Source organism: Micromonospora pisi, from assembly GCF_003633685.1.
Lineage (GTDB): Bacteria > Actinomycetota > Actinomycetes > Mycobacteriales > Micromonosporaceae > Micromonospora_G > Micromonospora_G pisi.
The window spans coordinates 7,000,189-7,026,676 of sequence record NZ_RBKT01000001.1 but is presented as its reverse complement, the minus strand read 5'-3'; the positions used below and the strand labels follow the sequence as shown (position 1 = coordinate 7,026,676).

The window sequence follows — 26,488 nt, the reverse complement described above, 5'->3', positions numbered from 1 at the left end:
CCGGAGTTCAATTACGAAGGAGGCATTGTTGAGAGCGTCAGCATCCTGGGCGGTACGGGCGGCGGTCGCGCTCGCGACCGTATATGCCGTGTCCGCTTGCGGCTCCACGGACAGCGGAAACAACGGGGGTACGGCCGGATCCTCCGCGAATGGCGAGCAGTTGCCGGTGGTGGCGACGACACCCGAGGTGGCGGACTTCGTCCGAAATGTCGGCGGGAGCGGGATACGGGTGACCCAGCTCATCAAGCCCAACGTCGACCCGCACGAGTACGAGCCGACCCCCGCCGACATCCAGGCCATCAGCACCGCGTCGCTGGTGGTCAAGAACGGTGTCGGGCTGGAGAAGTGGCTGGACCAGACGATCACCTCGGCCGGCTTCAAGGGCACCGTGGTCGACACCAGCCAGGGCGTGACCCTGCGCAGGGGTGACCCCGACGACGAGGAGATGGCCGAGGGCGACCCGCACATCTGGCACAATCCGCGCAACGCCAGAATCATGGCCGAGAATATCGAGAAGGCTCTCGTCTCCGCCGATTCCGCACACGCGGCGGCGTACCAGAAGAATTACCAGGACTACGCGGCGAAGCTTGACGCACTCGATGCCGAGAACGTCAAGAAATTCGATGCCCTGCCGGTCGGCCAGCGCAAGTTGGTGACCAATCACGACGCGTTCGGGTACTACGTCGACCGCTATCAACTGGAGTTCGTCGGATCCGTCATCCCGAGCATGGACACCTCGGCGGAACTCTCCGCCTCGCAGCTCACCGACCTGGTCGCGAAGATCAAGGCGACCGGCACCAAGGCGATCTTCAGCGAGAGTTCGCTGCCGCCGAAGAGCGCCGAGGCGATCGCCCAACAGGCCGGGGTGAAGGTGGTCGGTGGCGAGGACGCGCTGTACGGCGACAGTCTCGGCACCGAGGGGACGCCACAGGGGACGTACATCGGCGCGGAGGAACACAACACCGACACGATCGTGAAGGCCCTGGGTGGCTGAGGCACCCGCCCCGACACCGGCCGCCGACGCTGCCCTGCGCTTCTCGCGGGCCAGCGTCGGCTACGCCGGCCGGACTGTCCTGCACGGCGTGGACCTGCGGGTCGAACCGGGCCAGGCACTGGCGCTGGTCGGGCCGAACGGCGCCGGTAAGTCGACCCTGATCAAGGCCGTCCTCGGCATGGCGCAACTGCTCGGCGGATCGCTGACGATCCTGGGGCACCCGCCGGCCGGCGCGCGCGGGCTGGCCGCGTACGTCCCGCAGGTCGACAGCCTCGACGCCGACTTCCCCGTCTCCGCCGGACAGGTGGTGCTGATGGGGCGCTACCGGCACAGCGGCTGGCTCCGCCCGCCGGGCCGGGCCGACCGGCGGATCGCCGCCGAGGCGCTGGCCCGGGTCGGACTGGCCGACCGCGCGCGGGACCGGTTCGGCCTGCTCTCCGGAGGTCAGCGGCAACGCGTACTGCTGGCCCGGGCGATCGCGGCGCAGCCCCGGCTGCTGCTGCTCGACGAACCGTTCAACGGCCTCGACGCACCAAGTCAGGAGGAGATCCTGCGGGTGCTGGCGGACCTGCGGGCCGAGGGCACCGCGCTGGTGGTCAGCACCCACGACCTGACCATCGCCCGGGACGCCTGCGACACCGTCTGCCTGCTCAACGGTCGCCAGTACGCGTTCGGCCCGGCCGAGCGGACCCTCTCCCCCGCGCTGCTGCGCGAGACGTACGGCAGTCAGGCGGTCGAACTGCCCGGCGGCCGCACAGTGCTGGTCGAACCGTGATGCGCGCTCTGCTGATCGACCCGTTCGCGCCGCCGTTCATGGCCCGGGCGCTGGCGGAGCTGGCCCTGCTGGCACTGATGTGCGGGCCGGTCAGCGTCCTGGTCTTCGTCCGACGACTCTCCTTCGTCGCCGACGCGCTCACCCACACCGTCTTTCCGGGAGTGGTGGTCGGTTACCTCGCCGGCGGCGTGGAGGGCATCTTCGGCGGTGCGCTCGTCGCCGGCCTGGTCACCGCGGTCGCGCTGAGCCTGCTCACCCGGCACGGGCGGCTGAGCGAGGACGCCGCGATCGCGGTGATGCTGACCGCGATGTTCTCCATCGGCGTCATCCTGGTCTCCCGCCGGTCCTCCTACACCGCCGACCTGACCTCATTCCTCTTCGGCCGGGTGCTCACCGTCAGCGAACCGCAGCTGTTGCAGACCGGCCTGCTGGCGATCGTCGTGCTGGGCGTGCTCGCGGTCAGTGCCCGGATATTCGTGTTCCGCGCCTTCGACCCGGTCGGGGCCACCGCCGCCGGCTACCGGATCGGCTGGCTCGACGCCTGGCTCAACGTCGTCGTCGCCCTGGTCGTGGTCGCCGCGGTCCGCGCCGTCGGCACCGTACTGGTGGTCGCCCTGCTGCTGGTGCCGGCGGCGACCGCGCGCCTGCTCACCGACCGGTTGTCGGTGATGGCGGTGATCGGGACCGGTGTCACCCTGGTCGCGGGGTACCTCGGCCTGCTCGCCAGTTGGACCGCCTCGGTCGACTTCGGCCTGCGGCTCACCTCCGCGTCGGCGGTGGTGCTGGCACTGGTGGCGGCCTATCTGCTCGCGCTGCCGGTCGGCGCGCTACGCGCCGGACGGGCCCGACGCCGGGCGGCGCTGCCCGGTACGACAGCCGCCGAGGGGAGCCTGCGATGAGCTGGTGGGACGACGTCTTCCACCGGGCCCTGGTGGCGGCGATGCTGGTCGGCCTGCTGGCCGCGCTGGTCGGCGTGCAGGTGGTGCTGCGCCGGCTCTCCTTCTTCACCATGGCGATGAGTCACGCGACCTTTCCGGGTGTGGTCGCGGCCAGCATCATCGGGATCAACATCTACCTCGGTGGGGCGCTCGCCGGCCTGCTCGTGGCGATCGCCGTGGCGGCGCTGAGCCGGGTCCGGGGCCAGGACGCGGCGGCGGCGACCGGTGTCATCCTCTCCGCCGGCTTCGCCCTCGGGGTGGGGCTGGTCGCCACCCAGAACGGCTTCAGCCGGGACCTCTCGTCCTTCCTCGTCGGTTCGATCCTGACGGTGTCGACCGGAGACCTGGTGGTGATCGCCGCCGTGCTCTGTCTGGTCGGGCTGGCGTCGACACTCGGGGCGCGGCAGTTGCTCTTCGTCGGCTTCGACCGGGTCGGCGCCCGCGCCGCGGGCCTCCGTCCCGGGCTGGTCGACCTGGTGCTGCTGGTGGGAATCGAGTTGGTGATCGTGGCGGTGGTTCCGGTCGTCGGCACCATCCTGACCCTGGCCCTGGTGGTCGCACCGGCCGCCGCCGGGCGAGCGTGGTCGGACCGGATCGGCGTGATCACCGGACTGGCGATGTTCTTCGGCGCGGTCAGCGGGGTCGCCGGCCTGCTCGTGTCGAGCGCGTACGACGTGGCCGCGGGGGCGAGCATCACGCTGGTGGCAACCGCGATCCTGCTGCTCTCGCTGGTCGGCGGGGGCTGGCTGCGGCCGGTACTGCGCCGGCTCCGTACCGGGGCGTCGACCGGGCCGACGGCCGCGGACCCGTACCGGTGACGGGAACCGCGACCGCCGGTCGTTCAGTCCTGTGCCTTGCCGGTGGTGAGCCGGGCCAGTAGCAACGCGACCAGGATGATCAGACCGTAGATGGCCTGGATCCACTGCGCGAAGACACCGGCGAGGGTCAGGATGTTGTTGATCAGGCCGAGCACGATCACACCGCAGAGGGCGCCGAAGAGGGTGCCCTTGCCACCGTCCATGCTCACCCCGCCGATCACCGCCGCCGCGAAGACGGTGAAGATCATGCCCTGTCCCTGGGCCGCGGCGACCGAGCCGAGCCGACCGGTCATCAGCAGACCGGCCAGGGCGGCGAGCACACCGGCGATCATGAACACGATGAACACCACCCGGTCGGTACGGATACCGGCCGCCCGCGCGGCATCGGCGTTGACCGAGCCATACATCCAACGTTAACTGCGCTTGACTGCACTGCCAGGATGGATGGAATCGCGCCTGTCCGGCACAGTCGACGGCGGCGGCGAGCGGTCGAGCCGCTACCCGCCGGTCCGGTCGAGCGGCCGCGACTCGGCTGACCGGTGGACGGCCAGCATCGCGGCGATCCGGGGCAGCGCGGTGCCGATCGGTTCGCGGACGACCTCCACCGCAAGCGCGTCGTACGGCGTCGGGTCCCGGTTCACGATCACCAGCCGGGCACCGGAGTTGACGGCCAGCGCGCAGAGCGAGGCGACCGGCTCGACCTGCAACGAACTGCCCACCGCGAGCATCAACTGACTGGCACGCGCGATCTGCTCGGCGCGCCCCAGGGTGTCCGAGTCGAGGTACTCGCCGAAGAGGACCACCGCGAGCTTGAGGATGCCACCGCAGTCGAGACAGGCCGGATCGTCCTCGCCTGCGGCGACACGGCGCAACGTCTCCTCGGTCGGTGTCCGGGTCCTACAGGCGAGGCAGACGACCTCCCGCATGCTGCCGTGCAGTTCGAGGACCTTACGCGGATCGGAACCGGCTCGCAGGTGCAGCCCGTCGACGTTCTGGGTGAGGACCCGGACCGCTGTACCGGAACGTGCCAGGTCGGACAGTGCCCGATGAGCGGTGTTCGGCTCCGCCCGCCAGGCGGGATGGTCGTGATAGACACGCCAGAACCGGGACCGCGACTCCGGATCGGAGATGAAGTTGTCGTAGGTGAAGGCGGAGACGGCGCTCGGGTCACGGGTCCAGACGCCATCGGGGCCTCGATAGTCCGGGATGCCCGAGTCGGTGGAGATACCCGCCCCGGTCAGCACCGCGACCCGCCCCACGCCGTACGCCCAGTCCGGGACGGCTGCTTCCATGCCGGCCGACGTTACGTGCCGTCGAGCAGCACGGCGACCCGATTTCCCGCAGCCTCCAAGCCGCAGGTTCAGGGCTGACCTGCGGGTTCAGGGCTGACGTGCGGGTTCAGGGCTGACGTGCGGGTTCAGGGCTGACGTGCGGGTTCAGGGCTGACGTGCGGGTTCAGGGCTGACGGAAGTGGACTTCGGGGTGGGCGGGCACCGGACCGTCGAGCAACGGTTGGGGCCACTGCCGTAGGTGGAGGTCGAGGAAGGCGGTGACGTACGCGCGGGTGATCGCGACACAGCGCCGGGCCGGCAGCGACTGGATCGGCCGTCCGATCTGCTCGCCCAGCGGGGCAAAATCGGTGAACGAGCTGTGTGTCGTACCGTCCACGCTGAGCCAGCGCTTCCAGCCGGTCAGTCGAGGCCAACTCCGGGTCCAGTCCGGATTGCTCTCCGGTCGGCCACGCCCCTCGGCGGCGACGATCAGGAACGGGCGGTCGAGGTCGCCCTGAAGTACCGGCTGGAACGCGCCGTCCAGATTGATCCCGACCCGGACCCGCCGATCCGCGAGCATGGTGCGGGCCGCGGCGGCACCGCCCATCGAGTGCCCCACCACCGCGATCCGGTCCGGATCGACCAGCGACGCGGCCGGCCAGGTCGAGCGTGGGCCGGCCAACCGGTCAAGGACAAAGGAGACGTCGGCGGCCCGGTCACCGGCGACGGTCGGCCCGTCCGGTTCGAGACTCCCGGCCAGGAACCCAGTCATCCGACCTCCCGGGAACGTGATCGCCGCCGACTCGTAGTTGTGATCTATCGCGGCCACCAGGTAATCCCGGCTGGCCAACTCCTCGGCCAGGCCGGTCAGCGACGTACGCGGAAAGGCAAAACCGGGTGAGAGCACCACGAGCGGCAGACGCTCCGTCATGGACAGTGGCGTGACCCCGGTCCGGGCATGGGTCCGGACGTTGGCGAACAGGTCTGACGGCTCACCGGTGATCTCCCGCAGGGCAAGGATCAGGGCGGATTCCGCCGAGCTGACGTACGACGCCGACTGCCCCCGAGCGCTCGCCGCCGGATACCAGACCGACACCATCAGCTCGCGCCGTTCATGAGGTGACCAGGGATCGGGACGCTCCGGGTCGACGAGGTGCAGCGTGGTACGCCCCACCGGGTGCAGGCCGGTCGGCACCGGCAGTGCCAGCTCGCCCGTGCCCGCGTCCGCCCAGGTCACCATGGGGTGAACGGCCAGGCCACCATCGCCACGGCCAGGGCCGAATCCCGCCCGGGGCCACCTCCTCGGCGAACATCCCGCTCGTCCATGGTTCCTCCGTCCGTCGGCCCGCCGCGCCGCATCGCGACGGCCAACCCTCAGCCTCAACGGTTTGCGCCACCCCGACACATCGGCCGACCCCGCGCGGACGAGACGGCGGGCCCGGACGGATCGTGATCAGGCCCAGCGGGATCCGGGCGGAACGTGATCACGCCCAGCCGGGAGAACGGCCACTCGCGCTCACGATCGAGGGAGAACGGCCGGCTCGCGCTCACGCCCGACGGGAGAGACGGCTCGCGCTCACGCCTTCCGGGGAGTGTGACGGCGGTAGACGCTCACCGTCGGGTCGCCGTCCAGCCAGAACCGCCAGGGTCGGTCGTGGGCGCTGGTAACCCCCACCCGCGGGCCGGCCGCTATCGCCGCCGGTGGCACGGGCTCGGCGGGCGGCGCCAGGCGTACCGGACCATCGCCGAGCAGGAACAGTCCGTAGGCGGCCCGGCCCACCCCGAGCGCCGCGCAGAGCCGCGCCGGCCCACGGGCAAGATCTAGATCTCGGCGTACGGCCGTCCGTCGACTCCGCGCCAGGTCGAGCCCGTCGACCACCTCACCCGCCCGAAGGAGTACGGCCGACGCCTCCCCCTCCTGCCCGGTCACCACATTCATGCACCAGTACATGCCGTAGGTGAAGTAGACGTAGGCGTACCCGGCCGGACCGAACATCACCGAGTTACGTGGCGTACGTCCCCGGTGTGCATGTGACGCCGGGTCGCCGGCCGTTCCGGCGTACGCCTCGACCTCGGTCAGGCGGACCGTGACCCCGCCGGCGGTGAGGGTGCAGTTGAGCAGGCCGCGCGCTGCGGGCAACAGTGGCCCGGCGAGCATCGTCGCCAGTTCCATCTCCGTCCCCTCGCCCATACCCGCCCTCTCGGTCACCCGGTCAGCACACCACAGCCGGGGCCGGTCGCACTCGCCGGCCCCGGCGCGTGACGGGGCCCCTCGCGCGTGCGGCGGACCTCGCGCGACGGCGGCAGTGGCGGCCGGTCGAGTCCGGTTCGGGGTGCCGCCGACGTGAGCGAATGGAGATGATTCATGGCGAGAAAGACTCACTCGCCCGGTAACCCGTGACGAAGTCTTGCAGCTCACGCGGGGTTACCACGAGAGTTACCTTCTGTCGCCAACACCTCGGGCGTCGCCACCGCGTCGCTCGCTTCGGTCGATGGACGGAGGACTTGTCGTGGTCGTCACCGTGACAGCGATCAGCGGCATGACGGTGGGTTTCATCGCCGGCCTGTACGCCTACCGGGTCTCCCGCCGCTGGTGCGCCGCCTGCGGCAGCAGCCTGAGCTGCCCCGCCTGCTCCACGCTGAGCGTGCGACGCAACGCCGCGGCTCGGCGGTTCTGATGGGAACGACCTCGCCGCAGCCGCCACACGTACCCGCCGGCACCGTTCTGGAGCTGTCGAAGGAGGACTGGCGCTACGGCGGCTTCACCCTGTTCCTCCGGGTCGAATCGGTACGAGACGACCTCTCCAGCTACTACGACGACGAGTGGGTCTGGGTCAGTGGCCAGCAACTCGCCCGCGACGGCACGCCGCTCGGTCAACTCGACGCGCTGGTACGGGTCTCCGCGCTGCCCGGCGCGGAGGACCCCGCCGCGCTCGGGGAGCAGTTCGACTGAGGCGACCTCGGCCCGCCGAGTTCCGGTAGGCCGGCCACGGCCCCCGCATTCCCCGGACCCGCATTCCCCGGACCGGTCGACTCGGACCGTTCCGGGGAAGCGCGGGCGTCGGTTGGCGCACCTACCTCAGCGAGGCACTACCTGCTCGGCCGCCCAATTTCGCCAGTTCTCAAGCTGGTCGGTAGCGGCGGCGAGTTGGTCGGCGACCGGGCCGGGGCCGGTCGAGCCGGGAGTGGTCCGGGCGGCCAGGGCCGAACGGACCGAGAGCACCGTACGGACATCGGGATCGAGGTGCTCACTCACCGTCGCGAGGTCGGAGTCGGAGACCTCGTCCAGTGCGCACTCCCGGGCGACGCAGAGGGCAACCAGCCGGCCGGTCACCTCGTGAGCGTCACGGAACGGCACTCCCTTGCGCACCAGCCAGTCGGCGACCTCGGTGGCGAGTGAGTATCCAACCGGGGCGGCAGCGGCGATCCGGTCCACCCGGACCGTCATGGTGGAGATCATGCCGGCCAGTGCGGGCAGCAGCAGTTGCAGGGTGTCCACCGCGTCGAACGCCGGTTCCTTGTCCTCCTGCATGTCCCGGTCGTACGTCAGTGGAAGGCCCTTGAGCATGGTCAGCACCGCCACCAGGCCACCCACCAGCCGTCCGGACTTGCCCCGCGCCAGCTCGGCGATGTCCGCGTTTTTCTTCTGCGGCATGATCGACGATCCGGTGGCGAAGGAGTCGTCCAGCTCCACCCAGCCGAACTCCTGCGAGGTCCAGAGCACGACCTCCTCGCCGAGCCGGGACAGGTGCACACCGATCAGCGAGGTCACGAAGAGGAACTCCGCGACGAAGTCCCGGTCGGCGACCGCGTCCATGGAGTTCGCGAACGAGGCCCGGAAACCGAGCTCCTTCGCGACCGCCACCGGGTCCAGCGGCAGGCCGGAGCCGGCGAGCGCACCGGCCCCGAGCGGGCTGACCGCGGTCCGGTGGTCCCAGTCGCGCAGCCGCTCCAGGTCGCGCAGCAGCGGCTGGACATGTGCCAGCAGCCAGTGGCCGAAGGCGACCGGCTGGGCGTGCTGCACATGGGTCATGCCCGGTGCGGGAGTGTCCAGGTGCCGTCCGGCCTGCTCCGCGAGGGCGTCGGCCAGCTCGACCAGCCGGGCGGCCACGCCCCGGGCGTGGTCGCGCAGATAGAGCCGCAGGTCGGTGGCGACCTGGTCGTTGCGAGAGCGTCCCGCGCGCAGCTTGCCACCGAGGCTGCCGAGCCGCTCCAGCAGACCACGCTCCAACGCGGTGTGCACGTCCTCGTCGTCCACCGTGGGCCGGAACGCCCCGGAGGCGCAGGCCGCCTCCAGGTCGTCCAGGGCCGCGAGGATCTGCCCGAGCTCATTCGGGTCGAGCAGACCCGCCCCGGCCAGCACCCGGGCGTGCGCCCGGGACCCGGCCAGGTCGTACGGAGCGAGACGCCAGTCGAACTGGACACTGACCGACAGTCGCGCCAGGGCCTCGGCGGGACCACCGGCGAACCGGCCGCCCCACAGGCTCGTACGGTTGGTGCCGGCGCTGTTCTCGGTCAGACCCTTGTCGTCCACGCCCGCCATTTTGAACGTCACTGCTGCGCGCCGCCCAACCGGGTGTCCCGGGCGGTGGCCAGGCGGCTCGGCAGGCCCCACAGCTGCACGAAGCCCTTGGCCAGCGACTGGTCGAAGGTGTCACCGGTGTCGTAGGTCGCCATGCCGAAGTCGTAGAGGCTGGCGTCGGAGCGCCGGCCGGTGACCACTGCGCGGCCGCCGTGCAGGGTGAGCCGCACCTCGCCGGTGACGTGCTGCTGGGTGTCGTCGATGAAGGCGTCGAGCGCCCGCTTCAGCGGCGAGAACCAGAGCCCGTCGTAGACCAGCTCGGCCCAACGCTGGTCGACGCCCTTCTTGAACCGGGCCACGTCCCGTTCGACGGTGACGTTCTCCAGTTCCTGGTGGGCGACGATCAGGGCGATGGCGCCCGGCGCCTCGTAGACCTCGCGGCTCTTGATGCCGACGAGCCGGTCCTCGACCATGTCGAGACGACCGACGCCCTGCGCGCCCGCACGGCGGTTCAGCTCCAGGATCGCCTGGTACGGGGTGACCGTCTCGCCGTCGATGGCGACCGGGACGCCGGCTTCGAAGGTGATCACGACCTCGTCCGGGTCGCGCGGCTCGGCCGGGTTGGCGGTGTAGGAGTAGACGTCCTCGATCGGCGCGTTCCAGATGTCCTCGAGGAAGCCGGTCTCCACCGCGCGGCCCCAGAGGTTCTGGTCGATCGAGTACGGCGACTTGTGCGTGACGTCGATCGGCAGCCCCTTCTCCTCGGCGTACGCGATCGCCTTGTCCCGGGTCCAGGCGAAGTCCCGGGCCGGCGCGAGCACCTTCAGATCGGGCGCGAGAGCGCCGATGCCCACCTCGAACCGGACCTGGTCGTTGCCCTTGCCGGTGCAGCCGTGCGACACGATGGTGCCGCCGTACTTCTTGGCCGCTGCCACGAGGTGCCGGACGATCAGAGGCCGGGAAAGCGCCGAGACCAGCGGGTAGCGGTCCATGTAGAGCGCGTTGGCGCGCAGTGCCGGCAGGCAGAAGTCGGCGGCGAACTCCTCGCGGCCGTCCACCACCTCCGACTCGACCGCACCGCAGTCCAGGGCCCGCTGGCGGATGGCGTTCATGTCCTCGCCGCCCTGACCCACGTCGATCGCCACCGCGATCACCTCGGCGCCGGTCTGCTCGGCCAGGTACGGAATGGCTACCGAGGTGTCCAGTCCCCCGGAGTACGCCAGTACCACGCGTTCAGTCATGGTGTCCTGCTCCTCTCAACATTGATGAATCCACGACCCACGTCGGCTGCTGGCCTTCGCCTGGCCGGTTCTGATCGAGTATCGGTAGCCCGGGCTGGCTCACGGCCCACCCGGAAAGCTGCTCCCCCAGTGCCGCGCCACCGTCGGGCGTACGGGCGACAACCAGGATCGTGTCGTCCCCGGCGATGGTGCCGACGACCTCCGGCAGGCCCGCCCGGTCCAGCGCGCTGGCCAGGTAGTGCGCCGCGCCGGGCGGGGTACGCAGGACGGTGATGTTGCCGCTGGAGTCGACTCCGGTGAGCAGTTCGCGCAGCAGTCGGATCAGGCGTGCGGGCGCCTGCTCGGCGTCGCGCAACGGTCGCTTGCCGTCTTCTGGGATCAGGTAGACGGCAGGTCCGTCGCCGCCGCGCACCTTGACCGCACCCAACTCGTCCAGGTCTCGGGAGAGAGTGGCCTGGGTGACCTGCACGCCGTCGGTGGCGAGCAGTTCGGCCAGTTCGGTCTGGGAGCGGATCGGCTGTTCGCGGATCAGCTCCACGATGCGGGCGTGCCGGGCGGTCCGGGTCAACGGGCTGGTCATGACGTCAGTGTCCCGGACGGTGTGATCGTCGCGTCCGTCGTCACGGGCCCCGACACGCCGGTGCCTCCCGGTGCCGTCGCCGAGGCCTCCACAAGCCAGGAGAGCAACGCCTTCTGTGCGTGCAGGCGGTTCTCGGCCTGGTCGAAGACCGCGCTCTGCGGGCCGTCGAGGACCTCGTCGGTGATCTCCTCGCCCCGGTGCGCCGGCAGGCAGTGCAGCACGATCGCGTCGGGCGCCGCCACGGCGAGCAGGGACTTGTTGACCTGGTACGGCCAGAACGGGGTGAGCCGGTCCCGGCCGTCGCCCTCCTGTCCCATCGACGTCCAGGTGTCGGTGGCGAGCACGTCCGCCCCGTCGACCGCCTCCCGGGGATCGCGCAACACCTGGACGGAGCCGCCGGTCCAGGCCGCGATCTCGGCAGCCCGGCTCACCACCGCTGCCGTCGGGTCGTAACCGGGCGGACCGGCCACGCGTACGTGCATGCCGGCGGTCACACCGGCGAGCAGGTACGAGTGGGACATGTTGTTGGCCGCGTCGCCGACATAGGCCAGGGTCCGGCCGGCGGTCCCGCCGCACCGCTCCCGGATGGTGAGCAGGTCGGCGAGGAGCTGGCACGGGTGGAAGCCGTCGGTGAGGGCGTTGACCACCGGTACGGTCGCTCCGGCGGCGAGTTCGGCCAGTCGAGCGTCTCCGTGGGTTCGCAGCACGATCGCGCTGACGTAGCGGGAGAGGACCTGACCCGCGTCGCCGAGCGACTCGCCGCGACCGAAGTGGGTCGCCTGGGTGTCCACGATGATCGGGTGTCCGCCGAGTTCGGCGATGCCCACGTCGAAGGAGATCCGGGTCCGCAGGCTCGGCTTGTCGAAGAGCACCGCGACGGCCCGGGGGCCGGCCAGTGGGCGGGCGACGAAGCGGTCGGCCTTCATCCGGGCGGCCAGGTCGAGCACCTCGGACTGCTCCGCCGGGGAGAGGTCGTCGTCGCGCTGGAAGTGACGGATCACAGGGTCACCGCCGCTTCGGACGCCGCGTCGGCCGGTGACCCGGCGGGCGCCGGGGCGGCGGCGTCGAGCGCGGCCGGCAGCGCGGCGAGGAACGCGTCCGCCTGTTCGGCGGTCAGGATCAGCGGCGGGGCGAGCCGCAACGCATTGGGTTGCACCGGGTTGACCAGGAACCCGGCGTCGCGCAGGAGGCCGGCGACCGCCGGGGATGCCGGGGCCGTCAGCACCACGCCGAGCAGCAGGCCAGCGCCACGAACCTCGGCGACCAGGGGGTGTCCGAGCGCCTCCACACCACGCCGGATCCGCTCACCGATCCGCTTGACGTGGTCCAGCAGACCTTCGTTGGCGATGGTGGAGACCACCGCGAGCGCCGCCGCGCAGCTGATCGGGTTGCCTCCGAAGGTGGTGCCGTGCAGGCCCGGTGTGAACAGCTCGGCGGCCGGACCGAAGGCCAGGCAGGCGCCGATCGGCAGGCCACCGCCGAGACCCTTGGCGAGGGTGACGACGTCCGGCTCGACGCCCTCGGCCTGGTGGGCGAACCAGTGTCCGGTCCGTCCGATCCCGGTCTGAATCTCGTCGAGCACCAGCAGGGCGCCGTGCGCGGCGGTGATCCGCCGCGCTGCGGTGAGGTAACCGGCCGGGGGAACGACAACACCGTTCTCGCCCTGGATCGGTTCGAGGATCACCATCGCGGTGGCGTCGGTGACGGCCGCCTCCAGCGCCGCCACGTCGCCGTACGCGACGTGAGTGACGTCGCCGGGCAGCGGCCGGAACGGGTCCGCCTTGCTCGGCTGCCCGGTCAACGCGAGCGCACCCATGGTCCGGCCGTGGAAGCCACCGACGGTGGAGACGACGTGGGTGCGTCCGGTGAGCCGGGAGAGTTTGAAGACCGCCTCGTTCGCCTCGGTGCCGGAGTTGGCGAAGAAGACCCGCCCCTGCCGACCGGCCAACGCGAGCAGCAGCTCGGCGAGCGCCACCGGAGGCTCGGCGACGAACAGGTTGGAGACGTGTCCGAGCGTGGCGACCTGCTTGGAGACCGCGGCGACCACGGCCGGGTGGGCGTGGCCGAGCGCGTTGACGGCGATCCCACCGAGCAGGTCGACATACTCTCGGCCGTTCTCGTCCACCACGACCGCGCCGCTACCGCGAACCAGTGCCACCGGCGGCACCGCGTAGTTGTCCATCATGGTCTGCGACCAGCGGTCGACCAGCGATGTCATGACGAGATCACCATGGTTCCGAATCCTTCCGAGGTGAAGACTTCGAGCAGGGTCGAATGCGCGACCCGGCCGTCGACCACGTGTGCCGCCGGGACGCCGCCGCGCACCGCGCGCAGGCACGCCTCCATCTTCGGCACCATCCCGGACTCGAGGCTGGGCAGGAGTTCGGCCAGTTCGTCGGCGGTCAGCGCGGAGATGAGGCTGGAGGTGTCCGGCCAGTTGGCGTACAGACCGGGCACGTCGGTGAGGACGACCAGTTTGCGTGCCTCCAGGGCCACCGCGAGCGCGGCGGCGGCGGTGTCGGCGTTGAGGTTGTGCAGCACCCCGTCGACGTCCGGTGCGACGGTGGAGATGACCGGGATCCGGCCAGCGGCGAGGATGTCGGTGAGCGCGTCGACGTTGACCGTGGCGACGTCGCCGACCTGGCCGATGTCGACCGCCTCGCCGTCGATGTACGCCGGGCGCCGGACGGCTGTGAAGAGCCGGGCGTCCTCACCGGAGAGGCCGACCGCGTACGGCCCGTGTTCGTTGATCAGCCCGACCAGTTCCCGGCCGACCTGGCCGACGAGCACCATCCGGACCACGTCCATCGCCTCGGGCGTGGTGACCCGGAGCCCACCCTTGAACTCGCTGACGATGCCGAGCCGGCTCAGCATCGACGAGATCTGCGGGCCGCCACCGTGCACGACAACCGGCCGCAGCCCGGCGTAGCGCAGGAACACCATGTCGGCGGCGAAGGCTCGCTGGAGTTCGGGGTCGATCATCGCGTTGCCGCCGTACTTGACCACGACGGTGGCACCCGAGAAACGGGCCAGCCAGGGCAGCGCCTCGATCAGCACGGCCGCCTTCTGCTGTGCCTGGCTCAGGTCACGGGAGAGCGGGCCGCTGGCCGTGGACCCGCCGTTGTCGCGCGCGGGCGTGTGCACCGTCATGACGAGTAGGCCGAGTTCTCGTGCACGTAGGCGTGCGAGAGGTCGTTGGTCCAGACGGTGGCCGCCTCGGTACCGGCGTTCAGCCGGACCTGGATGGTCACGTCACGGCCACCGAGGTCGACCTTGGCCCGGTCTTCGGCGGCTGCGCCGGAACGGCACACCCACACCCCGTTGACCGCCACGTCGAGCTGGTCGGGCTCGAACGCCGCAGTGGTGGTGCCCACGGCCGCGAGGATCCGTCCCCAGTTGGGGTCGTTGCCGAACAGCGCCGTCTTGACCAGGTTGTTCCGGGCCACCGACCGCCCGACCTCGACCGCGTCGTCCTCGCTCGCCGCCGCCGTGACGTCGATCGCGATCTGCTTGGTGGCACCTTCGGCGTCGGCCAGTAACTGCTGGGCCAGGTCGTGGCAGGCTGCGGTGACCGCGGCGGTGAGTTCCGCCTGGGTCGGTTCGATCCCCGAGGCCCCGCTGGCGAGCAGCAGCACGGTGTCGTTGGTCGACATGCAGCCGTCGGAGTCGATCCGGTCGAAGGTGACCCGACACGCGGCGCGGAGCGCGGTGTCGAGCGCCTCCGATCCGGCAACGGCGTCGGTGGTGAGCACGCAGAGCATCGTCGCCAGGGCGGGGGCCAGCATGCCGGCGCCCTTGGCCATGCCCCCGACCGTCCAGCCGGTGCCGGCGGCGACGGTCGTCTTCGGCCGGGTGTCGGTTGTCATGATCGCCTCGGCGGCGGCCAGTCCCGCGTCCCGGGCCAGCCCGCGCACCGCGGCCCGCACACCGGGCAGCAGCTTCTCCATCGGCAGACGCTCGCCGATCAGTCCGGTCGAGCAGACCGCCACCTCACCGGCACCGAGGATCAGCCGGGCGCTCGAACCCGTGAGGCTGGCCGCAGTCTGCTCTGCGGTGGCGTGGGTGTCCTGGAAACCGGGCGCGCCGGTGCACGCGTTGGCGCCACCGGAATTCAGCACCACCGCCCGGACCACTCCGCCTCGGACGACCTGCTCGGTCCAGAGCACTGGCGCGGCTTTGACCCGGTTGGTGGTGAAGACCCCGGCGGCGGTGGCATCCGGGCCGTCATTGACGACGAGGGCGACATCGGCCAAGCCACTGCTCTTGAGGCCGGCGGCCACGCCGGCCGCCCGGAACCCCCGCGGTGCGGTGACGCTCATGATTCGCGCTCCTGAGTCAGCTGCGGCGCGAGGCCGCCGGGACGGATGCTTGTTCCGGTCACGGCGCCACCCCGTGGACCGGCACACCGGTGGTCTCCGGCAGACCGAGCATCAGGTTGGCGCACTGCACTGCCTGACCGGCGGCGCCCTTGCCGAGGTTGTCGATGGCGCTCACCACGATCACGCGGCCCGAGTCGACGTCCACGGTCGCCTGAAGGTGGCAGGAGTTGGAACCGTAGGTGGCTGCGGTGTGCGGAAAGATCCCCTCGGGCAGGACATGTACGAATGGGGAGTCCGCGTAGGCGTCGGCGAGCACCGAGCGGGGGTCCGACGCACCGGCGCCGAGCGGCAGCGCGGTGACGGTGGCGAGAATGCCGCGCGGCATCGGCGCCAGGACCGGGGTGAAGGAGAGGCTGGTGGCGCCGGTTGCCTGCTTGATCTCGGGCACGTGCTGGTGGGCGCCGACCTTGTACGGCGTCAGGTCGCCCATCACCTCGCTGCCGAGCAGGTTCACCTTCGCGGCCCGGCCGGCACCGGAGGTGCCCGAGGCTGCGACCACCACCACGTCCTGGGTGGAGACCGCTCCGGCCGCGATCAGCGGGGCGAGAGCAAGGATGGTGCTGACGGCGTAGCAACCGGTGGCGGCAACCCGGTTCGCGGCGGCGATCGCCGTCCGCTGGCCGGGGAGTTCGGGCAGACCGTAGGTCCAAGCGCCGGCGTGGCTGCCGCCGTAGTAGCGGTGCCAGGCGGCGCCGTCGCGCAGCCGGTGGTCGGCGCCGAGATCGACCACCTTGACGGTCTCCGGTAGGGCCGCCGCGAGCGCCGCCGACTGGCCGTGCGGCAGGGCCAGGAAGACCAGGTCCGCGTCGGCCAGTGTGGCTGCCTCGGTCGGGCCGAGCGTCAGGTCGAGGCCGACCAGGTGCGGGTGCACAGCCGACACCGGTGCGCCGGCCTGGCTGTGCGCGGTGGCACTCACCAGATCGAACTCCGGATGTCCGGCGATCAGGCGCAACAGCTCGCCACCCGCGTAACCACTGGCTCCGGCGACCGCCACTCGGATACCCATGCCCACCTCCGCATTTCTATGCGGACAAACTATCAGGGCAGGTCCGAGACCGCAATAGCATACGGCGCCCTGAATGATCACTCATGGTCGTGGCGCGCTGGCGCGCCGGAAGCAGACCAGGACGCCACCGAAAACAGCCCAACCGCACCGGAACAGCCCGGACAGCACCGAGGAGACGGCCGGGAAACGCCGCCGGGGCCGGTCTGACGACCGGCCCCGGCGCTACTTCCACCACCCCGCAGGGCGACAGTTCCTAGGCTCCGCGCAGGGTGGCGCCCAGCCGCGACGCCGCCTCGGCGACCGCCCCGTCCCGGGCCGCCACCGCCTCCTCCACGGTCAGGGTGCGATCCGTCGCCCGGAAAGTGAGCTTGTACGCCAGCGACTTACGCCCCGCACCGAGCTGCGGCGAGGCGTAGACGTCGAAGAGCCGTACCGACTCCAGCAGGGCGCCCGCACCGTCGACCAACGCCCGCTGTACGTCCGCGGCGGCGACCTCCTCCGGCACCACCAGGGCGACATCGATCAACGCGGGCGGGAACCCGGAGATCCGCGGCGCCGGACGCACCGGAGCCTCCGGCAGCAGGTCCAGGTCCAACTCCATCGCACTGGTACGCCGAGGCAGCTCCAGCGCCTCCACGGCCGCCGGATGCAGTTCGCCCGCATAACCGACCACGGTTCCGTCCACCAGCAGCTCGGCGCAGCGACCCGGGTGCCACGGCGCGCGTTGCGCCGCCCGCACCGTCACCTGCCCGTCCAGGATGCCGGCGGCGGCGATCACGATCCGGGCCGCCTCCACCGCGTCGGCCCACCCCGCCGGTTGCCCGGACCCCCACCAACCGGTCCGCTCGATCTCACCGCTGAGCACCGCGGCCACGTGCCGGGGCTGGTGCGGCAGGACCGCGTCGGCGGCGGCGAACTCGGCGTCGCTGGGCCGGTGGTCGACCGCCATCGGCGGCGGGCTGCCGGCACCGGGCTTCGGCTCGAAGACCGTACCGATCTCGTAGAGAGCCAGGTCACGCTGACCCCGTCCGACGTTGCGTCGCAGCGCCCCGAGCAGGGAGCTGAGCAGCGTGGTACGCAGCAACGGCTCCTCGTCGGAGAGCGGGTTGGCCAGCCGGACCGCCCGGCGACGGGAGTCGTCGGCCGGCAGCCCGATCAGGTCGAAGAACTGCGGCGACACGAACGGGAACGACACCACCTCTACGTACCCGTTCTCGGCCAACGTCCGGGCGACCACCCGGCGGCGCCGCTGCTCCGCGGTGAGGCCACGACCGGGCGGCGCGAGCGGCAGCACCGACGGGATCTCGTTGTATCCGCCCAGCCGGGCGACCTCCTCGACCAGGTCGGCCGGATCGGTGAGGTCGGGCCGCCAGCTCGGCGGGGTGACCCGCAGCAGCTCAGCCTCGGAGACGACGGTGCAGCCGACCTCCTCGAGCAGTGCGACCACCCGCGCCGGCGGGTACGTCACCCCGATCCGGCGGGTCGGCAGCTCCGGGTCGAGCGCGATCGAGGCGGGCGGCGCGACCTGGTTGAAGTCGAGAATCTCCGGCCCCGCCGAGCCGCCGCCGTACGTGGTGAGCAGTTCCACCGCCCGGTCGAGCGCGACCAACGGCAGGCCAGGGTCCACCCCGCGCTCCCACCGCTTGGCGGCCTCGCTGAACAGCTTGTGCCGGCGGGCGGTGCGCCCGACCATGACCGGGTCCCAGTGCGCCGCCTCGAAGAGCACCTCCGTGGTGCTGGCGACCACCTCGCTGGTCTGGCCGCCCATCACCGCGGCGAGCGAGATCGGCACCCCTTCGCCACCGGCCGGGTTCGCCTGCCCGGCGTCGCAGATCACCATGTCCTCGGCGTCGAGCACGCGGGCGACGCCGTCCAGGGTGGTCAGCTTCTCCCCGGCCAGCGCCCGGCGGACCACCAGCGCCCCGGTCAACCGGTCGGCGTCGAAGGCGTGCATCGGCTGGCCGAGTTCCAGCATCACGTAGTTGGTGATGTCCACCGGCAGCGAGATGGTCCGGATACCGGCGACGGTCAACCGCTGCCGCAGCCACTGCGGGCTCTGCGCGGTCGGGTCGACCCCCCGCACCAGCCGGGCGGCGAACCGGTCACAGCCGACCGGGTCGCGGACCTCGACCGGGTACGCCGGGGTCTCGGTGGCGCCGGGGGCCGGCACCACACCCGGGTCGCGGAACGGCACCTGGAAGGCGTGCGAGAGTTCGCGGGCGATGCCACGCACCGAGAGGCCGTAGCCCCGGTCCGGGGTGATCTCCAGTTCGACCACCACGTCGTCGAGCCCGACCACCGGCCGTGCGTCGTCACCGGGCTTGGCCACCGTCTCCGGCGGCAGGACCAGGATGCCGGCGTGGTCCTCGCCGAGCCCCAGCTCGCGCACCGAGCAGATCATGCCGTGGGAGTTGCGCCCGTACGTCTTGCGGGCGCCGATCGCGAAGCCGCCGGGAAGCACCCCGCCGGGCAGGATCACCACGACCCGGTCGCCGGGGGCGAAGTTGGTCGCGCCGCAGACGATCTCCTGTAGTTCGCCGGTGCCGTTCGCGGCACCGACGTCCACCCGGCAGAACCGGATCGGCTTCTTGAAGCCGGTCAGTTCCTCGATCTCGCGTACCTCGCCGACCACCAGCGACCCGGTGACGGTGGCCCGCAGGTCCACGATGGACTCCACCTCGAGGCCGAGGTTCACCAGCGCCTGTTCCAGCTCCTCGGGGCCGAGGTCGACGGGGAGGTCGACGTGCTCGCGCAGCCAGGAAACACCAACTCGCATGACTCAGACCACCGCTTCCGAAATTCGATTCCGCATGCCGCTACGCCTCGACACCGAGTGCGCGGGTGAACCGCACGTCGCCCTCGAACAGGTCCCGCATCTCGCTGACCCCGTTGCGGACCATGACCGTACGGTCGATGCCCATGCCGAAGGCGAAGCCGGAGTAGACGTCCGGGTCGATCCCGCAGGCCCGCAGTACCCGGGGGTTGACCATGCCACAGCCACCCCACTCGACCCACTGGGCGCCACCACGGTGCTCCGGGAACCAGACGTCGAACTCCGCCGACGGCTCGGTGAACGGGAAGTAGTGCGGGCGCCAACGGGTCCGCGCGTCCGCCCCGAACATCGACCGGGCGAAGTGGTCGAGCGTGCCCCGCAGGTGTGCCATCGTGATGCCCTTGTCCACGACCAGCCCCTCGACCTGGTGGAAGACCGGGCTGTGAGTGGCGTCCAACTCGTCGGTGCGGTAGACCCGCCCCGGGCAGATCACGTAGATCGGGGGCTTGCGGCTCAGCATCGTCCGGGCCTGCACCGGTGAGGTGTGCGTACGCAGCACCAGTCCCGGGACGTCCACGTGGAACGTGTCCATCAGGCCACGGGCCGGGTGGTCCGGCGGAATGTTGAGCGCGTCGAAGTTGGTCCACTCCAACTCCAGCTCCGGTCCCTCGGCGACCTCGTAGCCCATCCCGACGAAGAGGTCACCGACCCGCTCCATCAGCAGGGTCAACGGGTGCCGGGCGCCACGCGGGCGCCGGTCGTACGGGAGCGTGACGTCGACCCGCTCCTCGGCGAGCACCCGTTCGGCCTGGGCTCGCTGAAGCTCGGCCCGCCACTCGTCGTAGCTGGCCTCGACCGCCCGTCGGGCCTCGTTGACCCGCTTGCCGGCATCGGACTTGGCGGCCGGCGGCAGCGCGCCGATCTCCCGGCGGGCCAGTGAGATCGGTGCCCGGTCACCGAGGTGCGCGGGGCGCAGCGCGGCGAGAGCGTCCGGGTCTGCGGCGGCGGCGAACGCCGCCCGGGCCGCCGCGACGGCTTCGTCGAGGGCGTGCTGGTCGAGCAGGGCGACCTGTTTCGGGTCGTAGGGATCGTTGCGGTAGGTCATGGCGTACGGGTGCTCCCTCACGGCGGAAGGCCAGCCTCGGCGCGGCGGCCATCAGAGTTTACGGACGCGCGGCGCCGCCGCAGCCCACCGGTGGGGAGAGGAGAGCGGAAAAGGGTCAGCCCTGCCGCCCGCCGACACCGGCGGGCTGGGTAAACGAGTCCGTCCTGGCACTCATGCGGCGGGGTCTCCTGACTTCTTCGTTCTCAACGCTCTGGCCGAAGCGTACAGGCAGACGGCGGCGGCAGCAGCCAGGTTAAGGCTCTCGGCCCGGCCGTGCAGCGGCACCCGGACCCGGGCGTCGGCCGCGTCGGCCAACTCGGCGGGCAGGCCGTGCGCCTCGGAACCGAACAACCAGGCGGTCGGCCTGGCCAGTCCGTCGGAGTCCGCCAGGTCGTCCAGGTCGGTCTCGCCGTAACCGGAGGCGGCGAGCACGGTCAGTCCCGCCTCGCGCAGGGCGGCGACCACGGCCGCGGGGGCGGTGGCCCGGACCACGTCGACGTGGAAGAGGCTGCCGGCCGAGGCCCGCACGCACTTGCCGTTGTACGGGTCGACGGCGTCACCGGCGAAGATGACCGCGCCCGCCCCGGCGGCGTCGGCGGTACGCAGCACCGTACCGGCGTTGCCCGGGTCCCGGATCTCGGCGAGTACGGCAACCAGGCGGGGCGCCCGTGCCAGTGCCTGTGCGAGCGGACGGTCGAACTGGTGGCAGACGGCGACGAGCCCCTGCGGGGCGACCGTCTCGGTCAGCGCGGCGAGCCCCTCGTCGGTTACCGGGGAGACCGGGATCCCACTGCCGTACGCGGCGTCGGTGAGTTCGGCGTACCGGTCCAGGGCGGCCGGGGTGCCGAAGAGTTCCACCACGACACCGGGTCGGTCCAGGGCCTCCCGGACCGCCTGCGGCCCTTCGGCGAGGAACCGGCCCGTGTTGTCCCGGTCCCGGCGTCGTTGCAGCCGGCGGGCGGCGACCACCCTGGGCGTACGGGGGGTGAACGCCTGCTGGTCCGCGCCCCGGACATGGTCGAGGCGCCCCACCTGCGGTCCGGACGGCATACGGGGCGCCTCGATCATCTGTTGCCTGGTCAGGCGGCCTGAGCCGCCGCGCCGCCGGTGCCCTCGGCCGCGACAGCGGCACGGGCCACCTCGACGATGGCGGCGAAGGCCACCGCGTCGTTGACGGCCATGTCGGCCAGGATCTTGCGGTCGACCTCCACACCAGCGAGCTTGAGCCCCTGGATCAGGCGGTTGTAGGTCATCCCGTTGGCCCGGGCGCCCGCGTTGATCCGGGTGATCCAGAGCTGCCGGAAGTCGCCCTTGCGGTCGCGACGGTCCCGGTAGGCGTACTGCATCGAGTGCAGCACCTGCTCCTTGGCCTTGCGGTACAGCCGGGAGCGCTGACCGCGGTAGCCACTGGCGGTCTCCAGCAGGGTACGACGCTTCTTCTGGGCGTTTACAGCCCGCTTGACGCGTGCCATCTCAACTACTCCTTCGGGTTAAGTGGCGGGCGCGTCAGCGGCCCAGCAGCTTCTTGATGCGCTTGGCGTCGACCGCGGCAACCTCGACCGTGCCGGTGAGCCGGCGGGTGTGCTTGGAGGCTTTCTTCTCCAGGTTGTGCCGCAGGCCAGCCTGCTGGGCGACGATCTTGCCGGAGCCGGTCACCTTGACCCGCTTGCCCATTCCGGTGTGGCTCTTCATCTTCGGCATTTGTTGCGTCTCTCCCCTGTTACTCGCCGACGGTGCCGGCGGGTTCGGCCGCCTCGACCGACGTTGCGTCGTCGATCGCGTCGGCACCGGCCTCTCGCTCACGCGGGCCGCCGGCCTTGGCCGCCGTGGCGGCGGCCTTGGTGGCGCGGTGCGGAGCAAGAACCATGATCATGTTTCGGCCGTCCTGCTTCGGCGCGGCCTCGACGTACCCCAGCTCCGAGATCTCCGACTCGAGCCGGCGGAGGAGCCGGTAGCCAAGTTCCGGGCGACTCTGCTCGCGACCACGGAACATGATCGTTACCTTGACCTTGTCACCCGCCTTGAGGAACCGCACCACGTGACCCTTCTTGGTCTCGTAGTCGTGCGGGTCGATCTTCGGCCGGAGTTTCATCTCCTTGATGACGGTCTGCTGCTGGTTACGCCGCGCTTCGCGCGCCTTCAGTGCGCTCTCGTACTTGAACTTGCCGAAGTCCATGAGCTTGCACACCGGCGGGCGCGCCATCGGCGCAACCTCGACCAGGTCCAGGTCGACGTCCGCGGCCAGCTGCAGAGCGCGCTCCAGCGGGACGATGCCCACCTGCTCACCCTCAGGGCCGACCAGTCGGACCTCACGTGCCCGGATCTGTTCGTTCACGCGTGGTTCGACGCTGATGGGGCCTCCTCGAGTCGGTTCTCCTTCGGTGCCGACCCCCTCGCCGGCTCCCGGGTGGGAACCGACCCGGAAAGCAGAAGGCCCCGGCACATGCCAGGGCCCGCTCGACCGGTCAGCGCGACACTACGCCGCACGTCCGGCTCGGATCAGGATCCGGGCCGGTGACCGGACCCGGCCACCAACTGGGGCGACTCGGGTGGGAGCAGGCGCTCCGCTTTGACGCTGTCATCAGAGACGACAGCATGGTCGACCTGACAAGGTTAGCAGGTCAGGTGGGAAGCCGTGAAAACGGGCACCCTCGGCGGGTCGGACCGGGGTCAGCTCGCGGCGGGCAGCGGCTGCGCGCGATCCCGCAGAGCGCGCAGTGCCCGTACCCCGGCCACCGCCGAATCCTTGTCGACCGCCTGCAGGGCGATCATCGGCACCAGTTCGTCGTCGTGCAGTTCCAGGCTCGCCCAGGGCGAGCCACGGTCGAAACGCACCGCCCGAACCACCTCCCAGGGGAGGTTGTACGAACCGATCACGTTGCGCACCCGGATCCCGTCCGCGTCGGCCTCGACCTTCACCCGGGTGAAGAGCAGGACCACCACGGCACCGAGCACGCCCAGCCCGATCATGGCGAACGAGTCGCCGCGCTGGAAGGTCGCCGCACCCTGGCCGGTCGAACCGTGCAGCGCCAACCCGAGCGCGGTGAAGACCACCACCAGGGCCGGAGCCAGGATCCAGCACATCACCCGGAGACGGTGCGGACGGAGCCGTACAAGGTCGGATTCGGTCACGACCGTCATTTTGCCACCCCGGCCGCACCGACCCTCTCCGTGGGGCGTCAGAGCCGGCAGGCGTCGATAGCGGTGACCAGGATCGCCCGGGCGCCGAGATCGTAGAGCTCGTCCATGATCTGGTGTACGTCGTTGCGCAGCACCATGGCCTGGACCGCCACCCAGCCCTCCCGGTGCAACGGCGAGATGGTCGGCGACTCGATCCCCGGGGTGAGCGCGGTGGCCCGGTCGAGCAGGTCGGCCCGGACGTCGTAGGCGAGCATCACGTACCGGCGGGCGACCAGGACTCCGTGCAGCCGGCGCAGCAACTGCTCGGCCTTCTGGTTGTTCGTCGGAGCGCCGACCCGCCGGATCAGCACCGCCGACGAGCGCAGGATCGGCTCACCGATGATCACCAGGCCGGCCTGGCGCAGGGTGGCGCCGGTCTCCACCACGTCGGCGACCACATCGGCCACACCGAGCCGGACCGCGTTCTCGACCGCACCGTCGAGCCGGACCACGTCCGCCTTCAGCCCCCGCTCGGTCAGGTGGCGTTCCACCACCCCCGGGTACGCGGTGGCGATCCGGCGTCCGCCGATCTCGTCCGGTGAGGTGATCGTCTCCGGGGGGGCGGCGAACCGGAAGGTGGCGCCGCCGAAGTTGAGATCGAGCACCTCCTCGGCCGGACTGCCGGCGTCGATCAGCAGGTCCCGGCCGGTGATGCCGAGATCAAGGTCACCGGAGCCGACGTACGTGGCGATGTCCCGGGGACGGAGGTAGAAGAACTCGACGTCGTTCGGCTCGTCCCGGCAGACCAGGTCCTTCGGGTCGGTGCGCTGGCGGTAGCCCGCCTCGCGCAGCATCTGGGTGGCGGGGGCGGAGAGGGTGCCCTTGTTGGGGATGGCGATGCGCAGCATCTGAGGTGCTCCTTCGATCGGCGGGATCAGGGTTCGACCGTTGAATCGGGGGCGGGTGGCACCTCAGAGATGTCGGTAGACGTCCTTGAGCTCCAGGCCGGTGGCGAGCATCAGCACCTGGGCCTGGTAGAGCAGTTGGGAGATCTCCTCGGCGGCCCGCTCGGGGCCCTCGTGCTCGGCGGCCATCCACGACTCGGCCGCCTCCTCGACGACCTTCTTGCCGATCGCGTGCACGCCGCGTTCCAGGGCGGCCACCGTCGCCGAGCCCGGAGTGCCGGCGGCGGCCTTGGCCTGCAGCTCGGCGAACAGCTCTTCGAACGTCTTCACGGAATCGGATTCTCGCAGCTACCCGCTGCCGGCCCCCGCGCCGGGTCGTCCCCGGCCACCTGGTGGACCGGTCAGCCGACCGTCACCCGGTGGTCGTCGGCGAACCGCTCGGCGCCGTCGGTCACGGAGACGACGTACGCCCGCAGGGTGTAGTCGCCCGGCGCGAGGGTGAGGACGAGCTCCGCCTCGCCCTGGGCGGACGGGCCGGCGGAGAGGGCGAGCACCTGCTCGGCCACGGTCCGGTCCCCCTGTCGCACCCGGAGATGGACGGTGGGCTCACCGGCGAGCGCGGCGACATGCACCTCGAACCGGCCGCCGACCCGGTCCCCCTGCTGCGGGTCGATCAACCAGACCGGGGCGAGTACGTCCACCGCCGGTCCCCGGCGCAGCACCCCCCGTACGTCGACCCGCTCCCAGAGCCGGTCCACCGGTGCCCCGTCGAGCAGCACCCGTACCCCGGTGATCCCGGTCACCGCGGTGACCGTCCAGACCAGCTGCTGGACCGTCTGCTCCGCGCCCCGGTCGTCGGCCGGGTGGGAGACGGCACCCGACCGGCCGGCGACACCGGAGAGGTCGACGGTGGCGGTGCCCGTGTCGACGGTCACCCCGCGCAGCCCGGACCCGGCCGGCCAGCCGCTGCCGTAGTCGGGGTCGTCGGCCCCGTCGGGCGCGAGGAGCTCCCGGACCGCCGCCCGGACCCGGGCGGCGGAGGAGCCGTCACCGACCGCGAGCTGCCGGAACTCCCGGTAGAGCCGGCGCTCCGGGTCGCCGCCCTGGTAATAGACCGCGACCGGGGCGGTCACCGGACCGGCCGGACTCCCGGGGCCGGCGAGCGGGCCGCAGGTGCTCACCCCGACCACGCAGGTGAGCACTACAGCGGCGGCCCCCACCAGGCCCCGACCAATCGGGACCACCCGGATTCGGCGCCACCAGCGCCGCCGGATGCGGCGGCGGATCGAGGCCAGCGCGACCGGCGACACCTCGACCCGGGCCGCCTCCTCGGCGAGCATCCGACGCAGCAGCTCCTCGTTCATCGCAACGCACCCAGTGACCGGCGCAGGGCGGCGACGCCACGGAAGGTGTGGCTCTTCACCGCCCCCCGGCTCAGCCCCATCACCTCGGCGGTCTCCGCCTCCGACAGGTCGGCGTAGTAGCGCAGCACGATCGCCTCCCGCTGCCGGGTGGGCAGGGCCCGGAGCGCGGCCAGTACCGCGTCGTGGCGGAGCAGGTCGAGCGCACCGGCCTCGGCGCTCGGCGCGTCCGGCGCGGGCCGGGCGGTGGCCAGGTGTGCCTGCACCACCCGGCGGTGACGCAGCGCCGAACGGCACCGGTTCACCACCGTCACCCGCAGGTACGCCAGGGCCCGGTCGGCATCGCGCAACCCGGGCCAGCGCCCGTGCAGCGCCACGTACGCGTCCTGGACGACCTCCTCGGCCGCGCCCTGGTCGCGCAGCAGCAGTACGGCGAGCCGGACCAGGGGGCGGTAGTGGGTGGCGAAGAGGTGGGTGACCGCCTCGTCCGCGCTCCACTGCGGTGCCCGCGGGTACGGCATGGTCCTCCCGCCGAGCGCGTCGGGCAGCGCGTGGATGGTCACCTGTGGACGACGCGCGGGTCCTGGTTCCGGTTTACCGCCGGTGGCCGGTCCACGCCAGAGTGTGACCAGAAGTCGACCGCGTCCCGCCAGGACGGTCCGCAATCCCTACTGAAGTAATGGGAAACTCCTATCGACGT

Annotated in this window: 28 protein-coding genes and 1 pseudogene; 6 read left to right on the top strand and 23 right to left on the bottom strand. The window is 71.3% G+C overall.

Annotated elements, in window-relative coordinates; genetic code table 11:
* The first annotated feature begins 28 nt into the window (after positions 1-28).
* From BDK92_RS30420 to BDK92_RS30405, 4 genes are read left to right on the top strand one after another with little or no spacing between them, the layout of a single operon-like run.
* A complete protein-coding gene (locus BDK92_RS30420) occupies positions 29-994 on the top strand; it encodes a metal ABC transporter substrate-binding protein (RefSeq protein WP_121159853.1) in 966 nt (321 codons plus the stop codon).
* A complete protein-coding gene (locus BDK92_RS30415; RefSeq protein ID WP_121159852.1) occupies positions 987-1,769 on the top strand; it encodes a metal ABC transporter ATP-binding protein in 783 nt (260 codons plus the stop codon). Before BDK92_RS30420 ends, BDK92_RS30415 begins: the two co-directional genes overlap by 8 nt.
* Complete coding sequence (locus BDK92_RS30410; protein ID WP_246017327.1) at positions 1,769-2,668, top strand: metal ABC transporter permease; 900 nt, start codon at positions 1,769-1,771, stop codon at positions 2,666-2,668. Before BDK92_RS30415 ends, BDK92_RS30410 begins: the two co-directional genes overlap by 1 nt.
* On the top strand, positions 2,665-3,525 hold the full coding sequence (locus BDK92_RS30405) for a metal ABC transporter permease (RefSeq protein WP_121159851.1): 861 nt from the start codon (positions 2,665-2,667) through the stop codon (positions 3,523-3,525). The genes BDK92_RS30410 and BDK92_RS30405 overlap by 4 nt, the downstream gene beginning before the upstream one ends.
* 23 nt (positions 3,526-3,548) lie before the next feature.
* On the opposite strand, the gene BDK92_RS30400 is transcribed toward BDK92_RS30405, so the two are convergent.
* The 4 genes from BDK92_RS30400 to BDK92_RS30385 all read right to left on the bottom strand — a co-directional run bounded on the left by BDK92_RS30400 (position 3,549) and on the right by BDK92_RS30385 (position 6,987).
* Positions 3,549-3,932: an ABC transporter permease gene (locus BDK92_RS30400; protein WP_246017326.1), complete on the bottom strand. Its 384-nt coding sequence runs from the start codon at positions 3,930-3,932 to the stop codon at positions 3,549-3,551.
* A 90-nt stretch (positions 3,933-4,022) separates the two neighbouring features.
* A complete protein-coding gene (locus BDK92_RS30395) occupies positions 4,023-4,817 on the bottom strand; it encodes an SIR2 family NAD-dependent protein deacylase (RefSeq protein ID WP_121159850.1) in 795 nt (264 codons plus the stop codon).
* A gap of 163 nt (positions 4,818-4,980) precedes the next feature.
* Positions 4,981-6,036, bottom strand: a complete 1,056-nt coding sequence (locus tag BDK92_RS30390; RefSeq protein WP_121159849.1) for an alpha/beta hydrolase family protein — start codon at positions 6,034-6,036, stop codon at positions 4,981-4,983.
* Positions 6,037-6,372: 336 nt separating this feature from the next.
* Positions 6,373-6,987, bottom strand: coding sequence for a DNA-3-methyladenine glycosylase (locus tag BDK92_RS30385; protein ID WP_425462327.1), 615 nt, complete (start codon positions 6,985-6,987; stop codon positions 6,373-6,375).
* Between the two features lie 301 nt (positions 6,988-7,288).
* Between BDK92_RS30385 and BDK92_RS38610 the strand changes: the two genes are divergently transcribed.
* Positions 7,289-7,474: a hypothetical protein gene (locus tag BDK92_RS38610; RefSeq protein ID WP_147457163.1), complete on the top strand. Its 186-nt coding sequence runs from the start codon at positions 7,289-7,291 to the stop codon at positions 7,472-7,474.
* Positions 7,474-7,749, top strand: coding sequence for a hypothetical protein (locus BDK92_RS30380; RefSeq protein ID WP_121159848.1), 276 nt, complete (start codon positions 7,474-7,476; stop codon positions 7,747-7,749). Before BDK92_RS38610 ends, BDK92_RS30380 begins: the two co-directional genes overlap by 1 nt.
* Before the next feature lie 126 nt (positions 7,750-7,875).
* On the opposite strand, the gene argH is transcribed toward BDK92_RS30380, so the two are convergent.
* The 19 genes and pseudogenes from argH to BDK92_RS30285 form a co-directional block, all read right to left on the bottom strand.
* A complete protein-coding gene (argH, locus tag BDK92_RS30375) occupies positions 7,876-9,339 on the bottom strand; it encodes an argininosuccinate lyase (protein ID WP_121162725.1) in 1,464 nt (487 codons plus the stop codon).
* An 8-nt stretch (positions 9,340-9,347) separates the two neighbouring features.
* Positions 9,348-10,559 (bottom strand): argininosuccinate synthase, encoded by a 1,212-nt coding sequence (locus BDK92_RS30370; protein WP_121159847.1) that lies wholly within the window; start codon positions 10,557-10,559, stop codon positions 9,348-9,350.
* A 103-nt stretch (positions 10,560-10,662) separates the two neighbouring features.
* Positions 10,663-11,139, bottom strand: a pseudogene (locus tag BDK92_RS30365) (arginine repressor); the annotation flags it as partial.
* Complete coding sequence (gene argF, locus BDK92_RS30360; protein WP_121159845.1) at positions 11,136-12,140, bottom strand: ornithine carbamoyltransferase; 1,005 nt, start codon at positions 12,138-12,140, stop codon at positions 11,136-11,138. The gene argF and the pseudogene BDK92_RS30365, both read right to left, overlap by 4 nt.
* Positions 12,137-13,357: an acetylornithine transaminase gene (locus BDK92_RS30355; protein ID WP_121159844.1), complete on the bottom strand. Its 1,221-nt coding sequence runs from the start codon at positions 13,355-13,357 to the stop codon at positions 12,137-12,139. Before BDK92_RS30355 ends, argF begins: the two co-directional genes overlap by 4 nt.
* On the bottom strand, positions 13,354-14,289 hold the full coding sequence (gene argB, locus BDK92_RS30350) for an acetylglutamate kinase (protein WP_121159843.1): 936 nt from the start codon (positions 14,287-14,289) through the stop codon (positions 13,354-13,356). The genes BDK92_RS30355 and argB overlap by 4 nt, the downstream gene beginning before the upstream one ends.
* Positions 14,286-15,458: a bifunctional glutamate N-acetyltransferase/amino-acid acetyltransferase ArgJ gene (gene argJ, locus BDK92_RS30345; RefSeq protein WP_121159842.1), complete on the bottom strand. Its 1,173-nt coding sequence runs from the start codon at positions 15,456-15,458 to the stop codon at positions 14,286-14,288. Before argJ ends, argB begins: the two co-directional genes overlap by 4 nt.
* A 58-nt stretch (positions 15,459-15,516) precedes the next feature.
* Complete coding sequence (gene argC, locus BDK92_RS30340) at positions 15,517-16,524, bottom strand: N-acetyl-gamma-glutamyl-phosphate reductase (protein ID WP_121159841.1); 1,008 nt, start codon at positions 16,522-16,524, stop codon at positions 15,517-15,519.
* Between the two features lie 253 nt (positions 16,525-16,777).
* On the bottom strand, positions 16,778-19,300 hold the full coding sequence (gene pheT / locus BDK92_RS30335; RefSeq protein WP_121159840.1) for a phenylalanine--tRNA ligase subunit beta: 2,523 nt from the start codon (positions 19,298-19,300) through the stop codon (positions 16,778-16,780).
* Between the two features lie 40 nt (positions 19,301-19,340).
* Positions 19,341-20,402: a phenylalanine--tRNA ligase subunit alpha gene (locus BDK92_RS30330; protein ID WP_121162724.1), complete on the bottom strand. Its 1,062-nt coding sequence runs from the start codon at positions 20,400-20,402 to the stop codon at positions 19,341-19,343.
* A gap of 171 nt (positions 20,403-20,573) precedes the next feature.
* A complete protein-coding gene (locus tag BDK92_RS30325; protein WP_121159839.1) occupies positions 20,574-21,452 on the bottom strand; it encodes a TrmH family RNA methyltransferase in 879 nt (292 codons plus the stop codon).
* 29 nt (positions 21,453-21,481) lie between these two features.
* The gene (gene rplT / locus BDK92_RS30320) at positions 21,482-21,874 is read right to left on the bottom strand and encodes a 50S ribosomal protein L20 (protein WP_121159838.1); all 393 of its coding nucleotides are present in this window, start codon (positions 21,872-21,874) and stop codon (positions 21,482-21,484) included.
* Between the two features lie 34 nt (positions 21,875-21,908).
* Positions 21,909-22,103, bottom strand: a complete 195-nt coding sequence (gene rpmI, locus BDK92_RS30315) for a 50S ribosomal protein L35 (protein WP_121159837.1) — start codon at positions 22,101-22,103, stop codon at positions 21,909-21,911.
* A gap of 19 nt (positions 22,104-22,122) precedes the next feature.
* Positions 22,123-22,737: a translation initiation factor IF-3 gene (gene infC / locus BDK92_RS30310; protein ID WP_121159836.1), complete on the bottom strand. Its 615-nt coding sequence runs from the start codon at positions 22,735-22,737 to the stop codon at positions 22,123-22,125.
* 335 nt (positions 22,738-23,072) lie between these two features.
* Positions 23,073-23,486 (bottom strand): PH domain-containing protein, encoded by a 414-nt coding sequence (locus BDK92_RS30305; RefSeq protein WP_425462326.1) that lies wholly within the window; start codon positions 23,484-23,486, stop codon positions 23,073-23,075.
* 95 nt (positions 23,487-23,581) lie between these two features.
* Positions 23,582-24,430 carry an ATP phosphoribosyltransferase gene (gene hisG / locus BDK92_RS30300; RefSeq protein ID WP_121159834.1) on the bottom strand — a complete coding sequence of 283 codons (849 nt, stop codon included), beginning with the start codon at positions 24,428-24,430 and terminating at the stop codon, positions 23,582-23,584.
* Positions 24,431-24,493: 63 nt separating this feature from the next.
* Positions 24,494-24,757 (bottom strand): phosphoribosyl-ATP diphosphatase, encoded by a 264-nt coding sequence (locus BDK92_RS30295; RefSeq protein ID WP_121159833.1) that lies wholly within the window; start codon positions 24,755-24,757, stop codon positions 24,494-24,496.
* 71 nt (positions 24,758-24,828) lie between these two features.
* Positions 24,829-25,791 carry a GerMN domain-containing protein gene (locus tag BDK92_RS30290; RefSeq protein WP_121159832.1) on the bottom strand — a complete coding sequence of 321 codons (963 nt, stop codon included), beginning with the start codon at positions 25,789-25,791 and terminating at the stop codon, positions 24,829-24,831.
* A complete protein-coding gene (locus BDK92_RS30285; RefSeq protein ID WP_211349416.1) occupies positions 25,788-26,351 on the bottom strand; it encodes a SigE family RNA polymerase sigma factor in 564 nt (187 codons plus the stop codon). Before BDK92_RS30285 ends, BDK92_RS30290 begins: the two co-directional genes overlap by 4 nt.
* Between the last annotated feature and the right edge of the window lie 137 nt (positions 26,352-26,488).

Coding starts and splice junctions, on each gene's coding strand:
- BDK92_RS30410 (WP_246017327.1), top strand. CDS start 1,769: ATGCGCGCTCTGCTGATCGACCCGTTCGCGCCGCCGTTCATGGCCCGG.
- BDK92_RS30405 (WP_121159851.1), top strand. CDS start 2,665: ATGAGCTGGTGGGACGACGTCTTCCACCGGGCCCTGGTGGCGGCGATG.
- BDK92_RS30400 (WP_246017326.1), bottom strand. CDS start 3,932: ATGTATGGCTCGGTCAACGCCGATGCCGCGCGGGCGGCCGGTATCCGT.
- BDK92_RS30395 (WP_121159850.1), bottom strand. CDS start 4,817: ATGGAAGCAGCCGTCCCGGACTGGGCGTACGGCGTGGGGCGGGTCGCG.
- BDK92_RS30390 (WP_121159849.1), bottom strand. CDS start 6,036: ATGGTGACCTGGGCGGACGCGGGCACGGGCGAGCTGGCACTGCCGGTG.
- BDK92_RS30385 (WP_425462327.1), bottom strand. CDS start 6,987: ATGGGCGAGGGGACGGAGATGGAACTGGCGACGATGCTCGCCGGGCCA.
- BDK92_RS38610 (WP_147457163.1), top strand. CDS start 7,289: ATGGACGGAGGACTTGTCGTGGTCGTCACCGTGACAGCGATCAGCGGC.
- BDK92_RS30380 (WP_121159848.1), top strand. CDS start 7,474: ATGGGAACGACCTCGCCGCAGCCGCCACACGTACCCGCCGGCACCGTT.
- argH (WP_121162725.1), bottom strand. CDS start 9,339: ATGGCGGGCGTGGACGACAAGGGTCTGACCGAGAACAGCGCCGGCACC.
- BDK92_RS30370 (WP_121159847.1), bottom strand. CDS start 10,559: ATGACTGAACGCGTGGTACTGGCGTACTCCGGGGGACTGGACACCTCG.
- BDK92_RS30355 (WP_121159844.1), bottom strand. CDS start 13,357: ATGACATCGCTGGTCGACCGCTGGTCGCAGACCATGATGGACAACTAC.
- argB (WP_121159843.1), bottom strand. CDS start 14,289: ATGACGGTGCACACGCCCGCGCGCGACAACGGCGGGTCCACGGCCAGC.
- argJ (WP_121159842.1), bottom strand. CDS start 15,458: ATGAGCGTCACCGCACCGCGGGGGTTCCGGGCGGCCGGCGTGGCCGCC.
- argC (WP_121159841.1), bottom strand. CDS start 16,524: ATGGGTATCCGAGTGGCGGTCGCCGGAGCCAGTGGTTACGCGGGTGGC.
- pheT (WP_121159840.1), bottom strand. CDS start 19,300: ATGCGAGTTGGTGTTTCCTGGCTGCGCGAGCACGTCGACCTCCCCGTC.
- BDK92_RS30330 (WP_121162724.1), bottom strand. CDS start 20,402: ATGACCTACCGCAACGATCCCTACGACCCGAAACAGGTCGCCCTGCTC.
- BDK92_RS30325 (WP_121159839.1), bottom strand. CDS start 21,452: ATGCCGTCCGGACCGCAGGTGGGGCGCCTCGACCATGTCCGGGGCGCG.
- rplT (WP_121159838.1), bottom strand. CDS start 21,874: ATGGCACGCGTCAAGCGGGCTGTAAACGCCCAGAAGAAGCGTCGTACC.
- rpmI (WP_121159837.1), bottom strand. CDS start 22,103: ATGCCGAAGATGAAGAGCCACACCGGAATGGGCAAGCGGGTCAAGGTG.
- BDK92_RS30305 (WP_425462326.1), bottom strand. CDS start 23,486: ATGTGCTGGATCCTGGCTCCGGCCCTGGTGGTGGTCTTCACCGCGCTC.
- hisG (WP_121159834.1), bottom strand. CDS start 24,430: ATGCTGCGCATCGCCATCCCCAACAAGGGCACCCTCTCCGCCCCCGCC.
- BDK92_RS30290 (WP_121159832.1), bottom strand. CDS start 25,791: ATGAACGAGGAGCTGCTGCGTCGGATGCTCGCCGAGGAGGCGGCCCGG.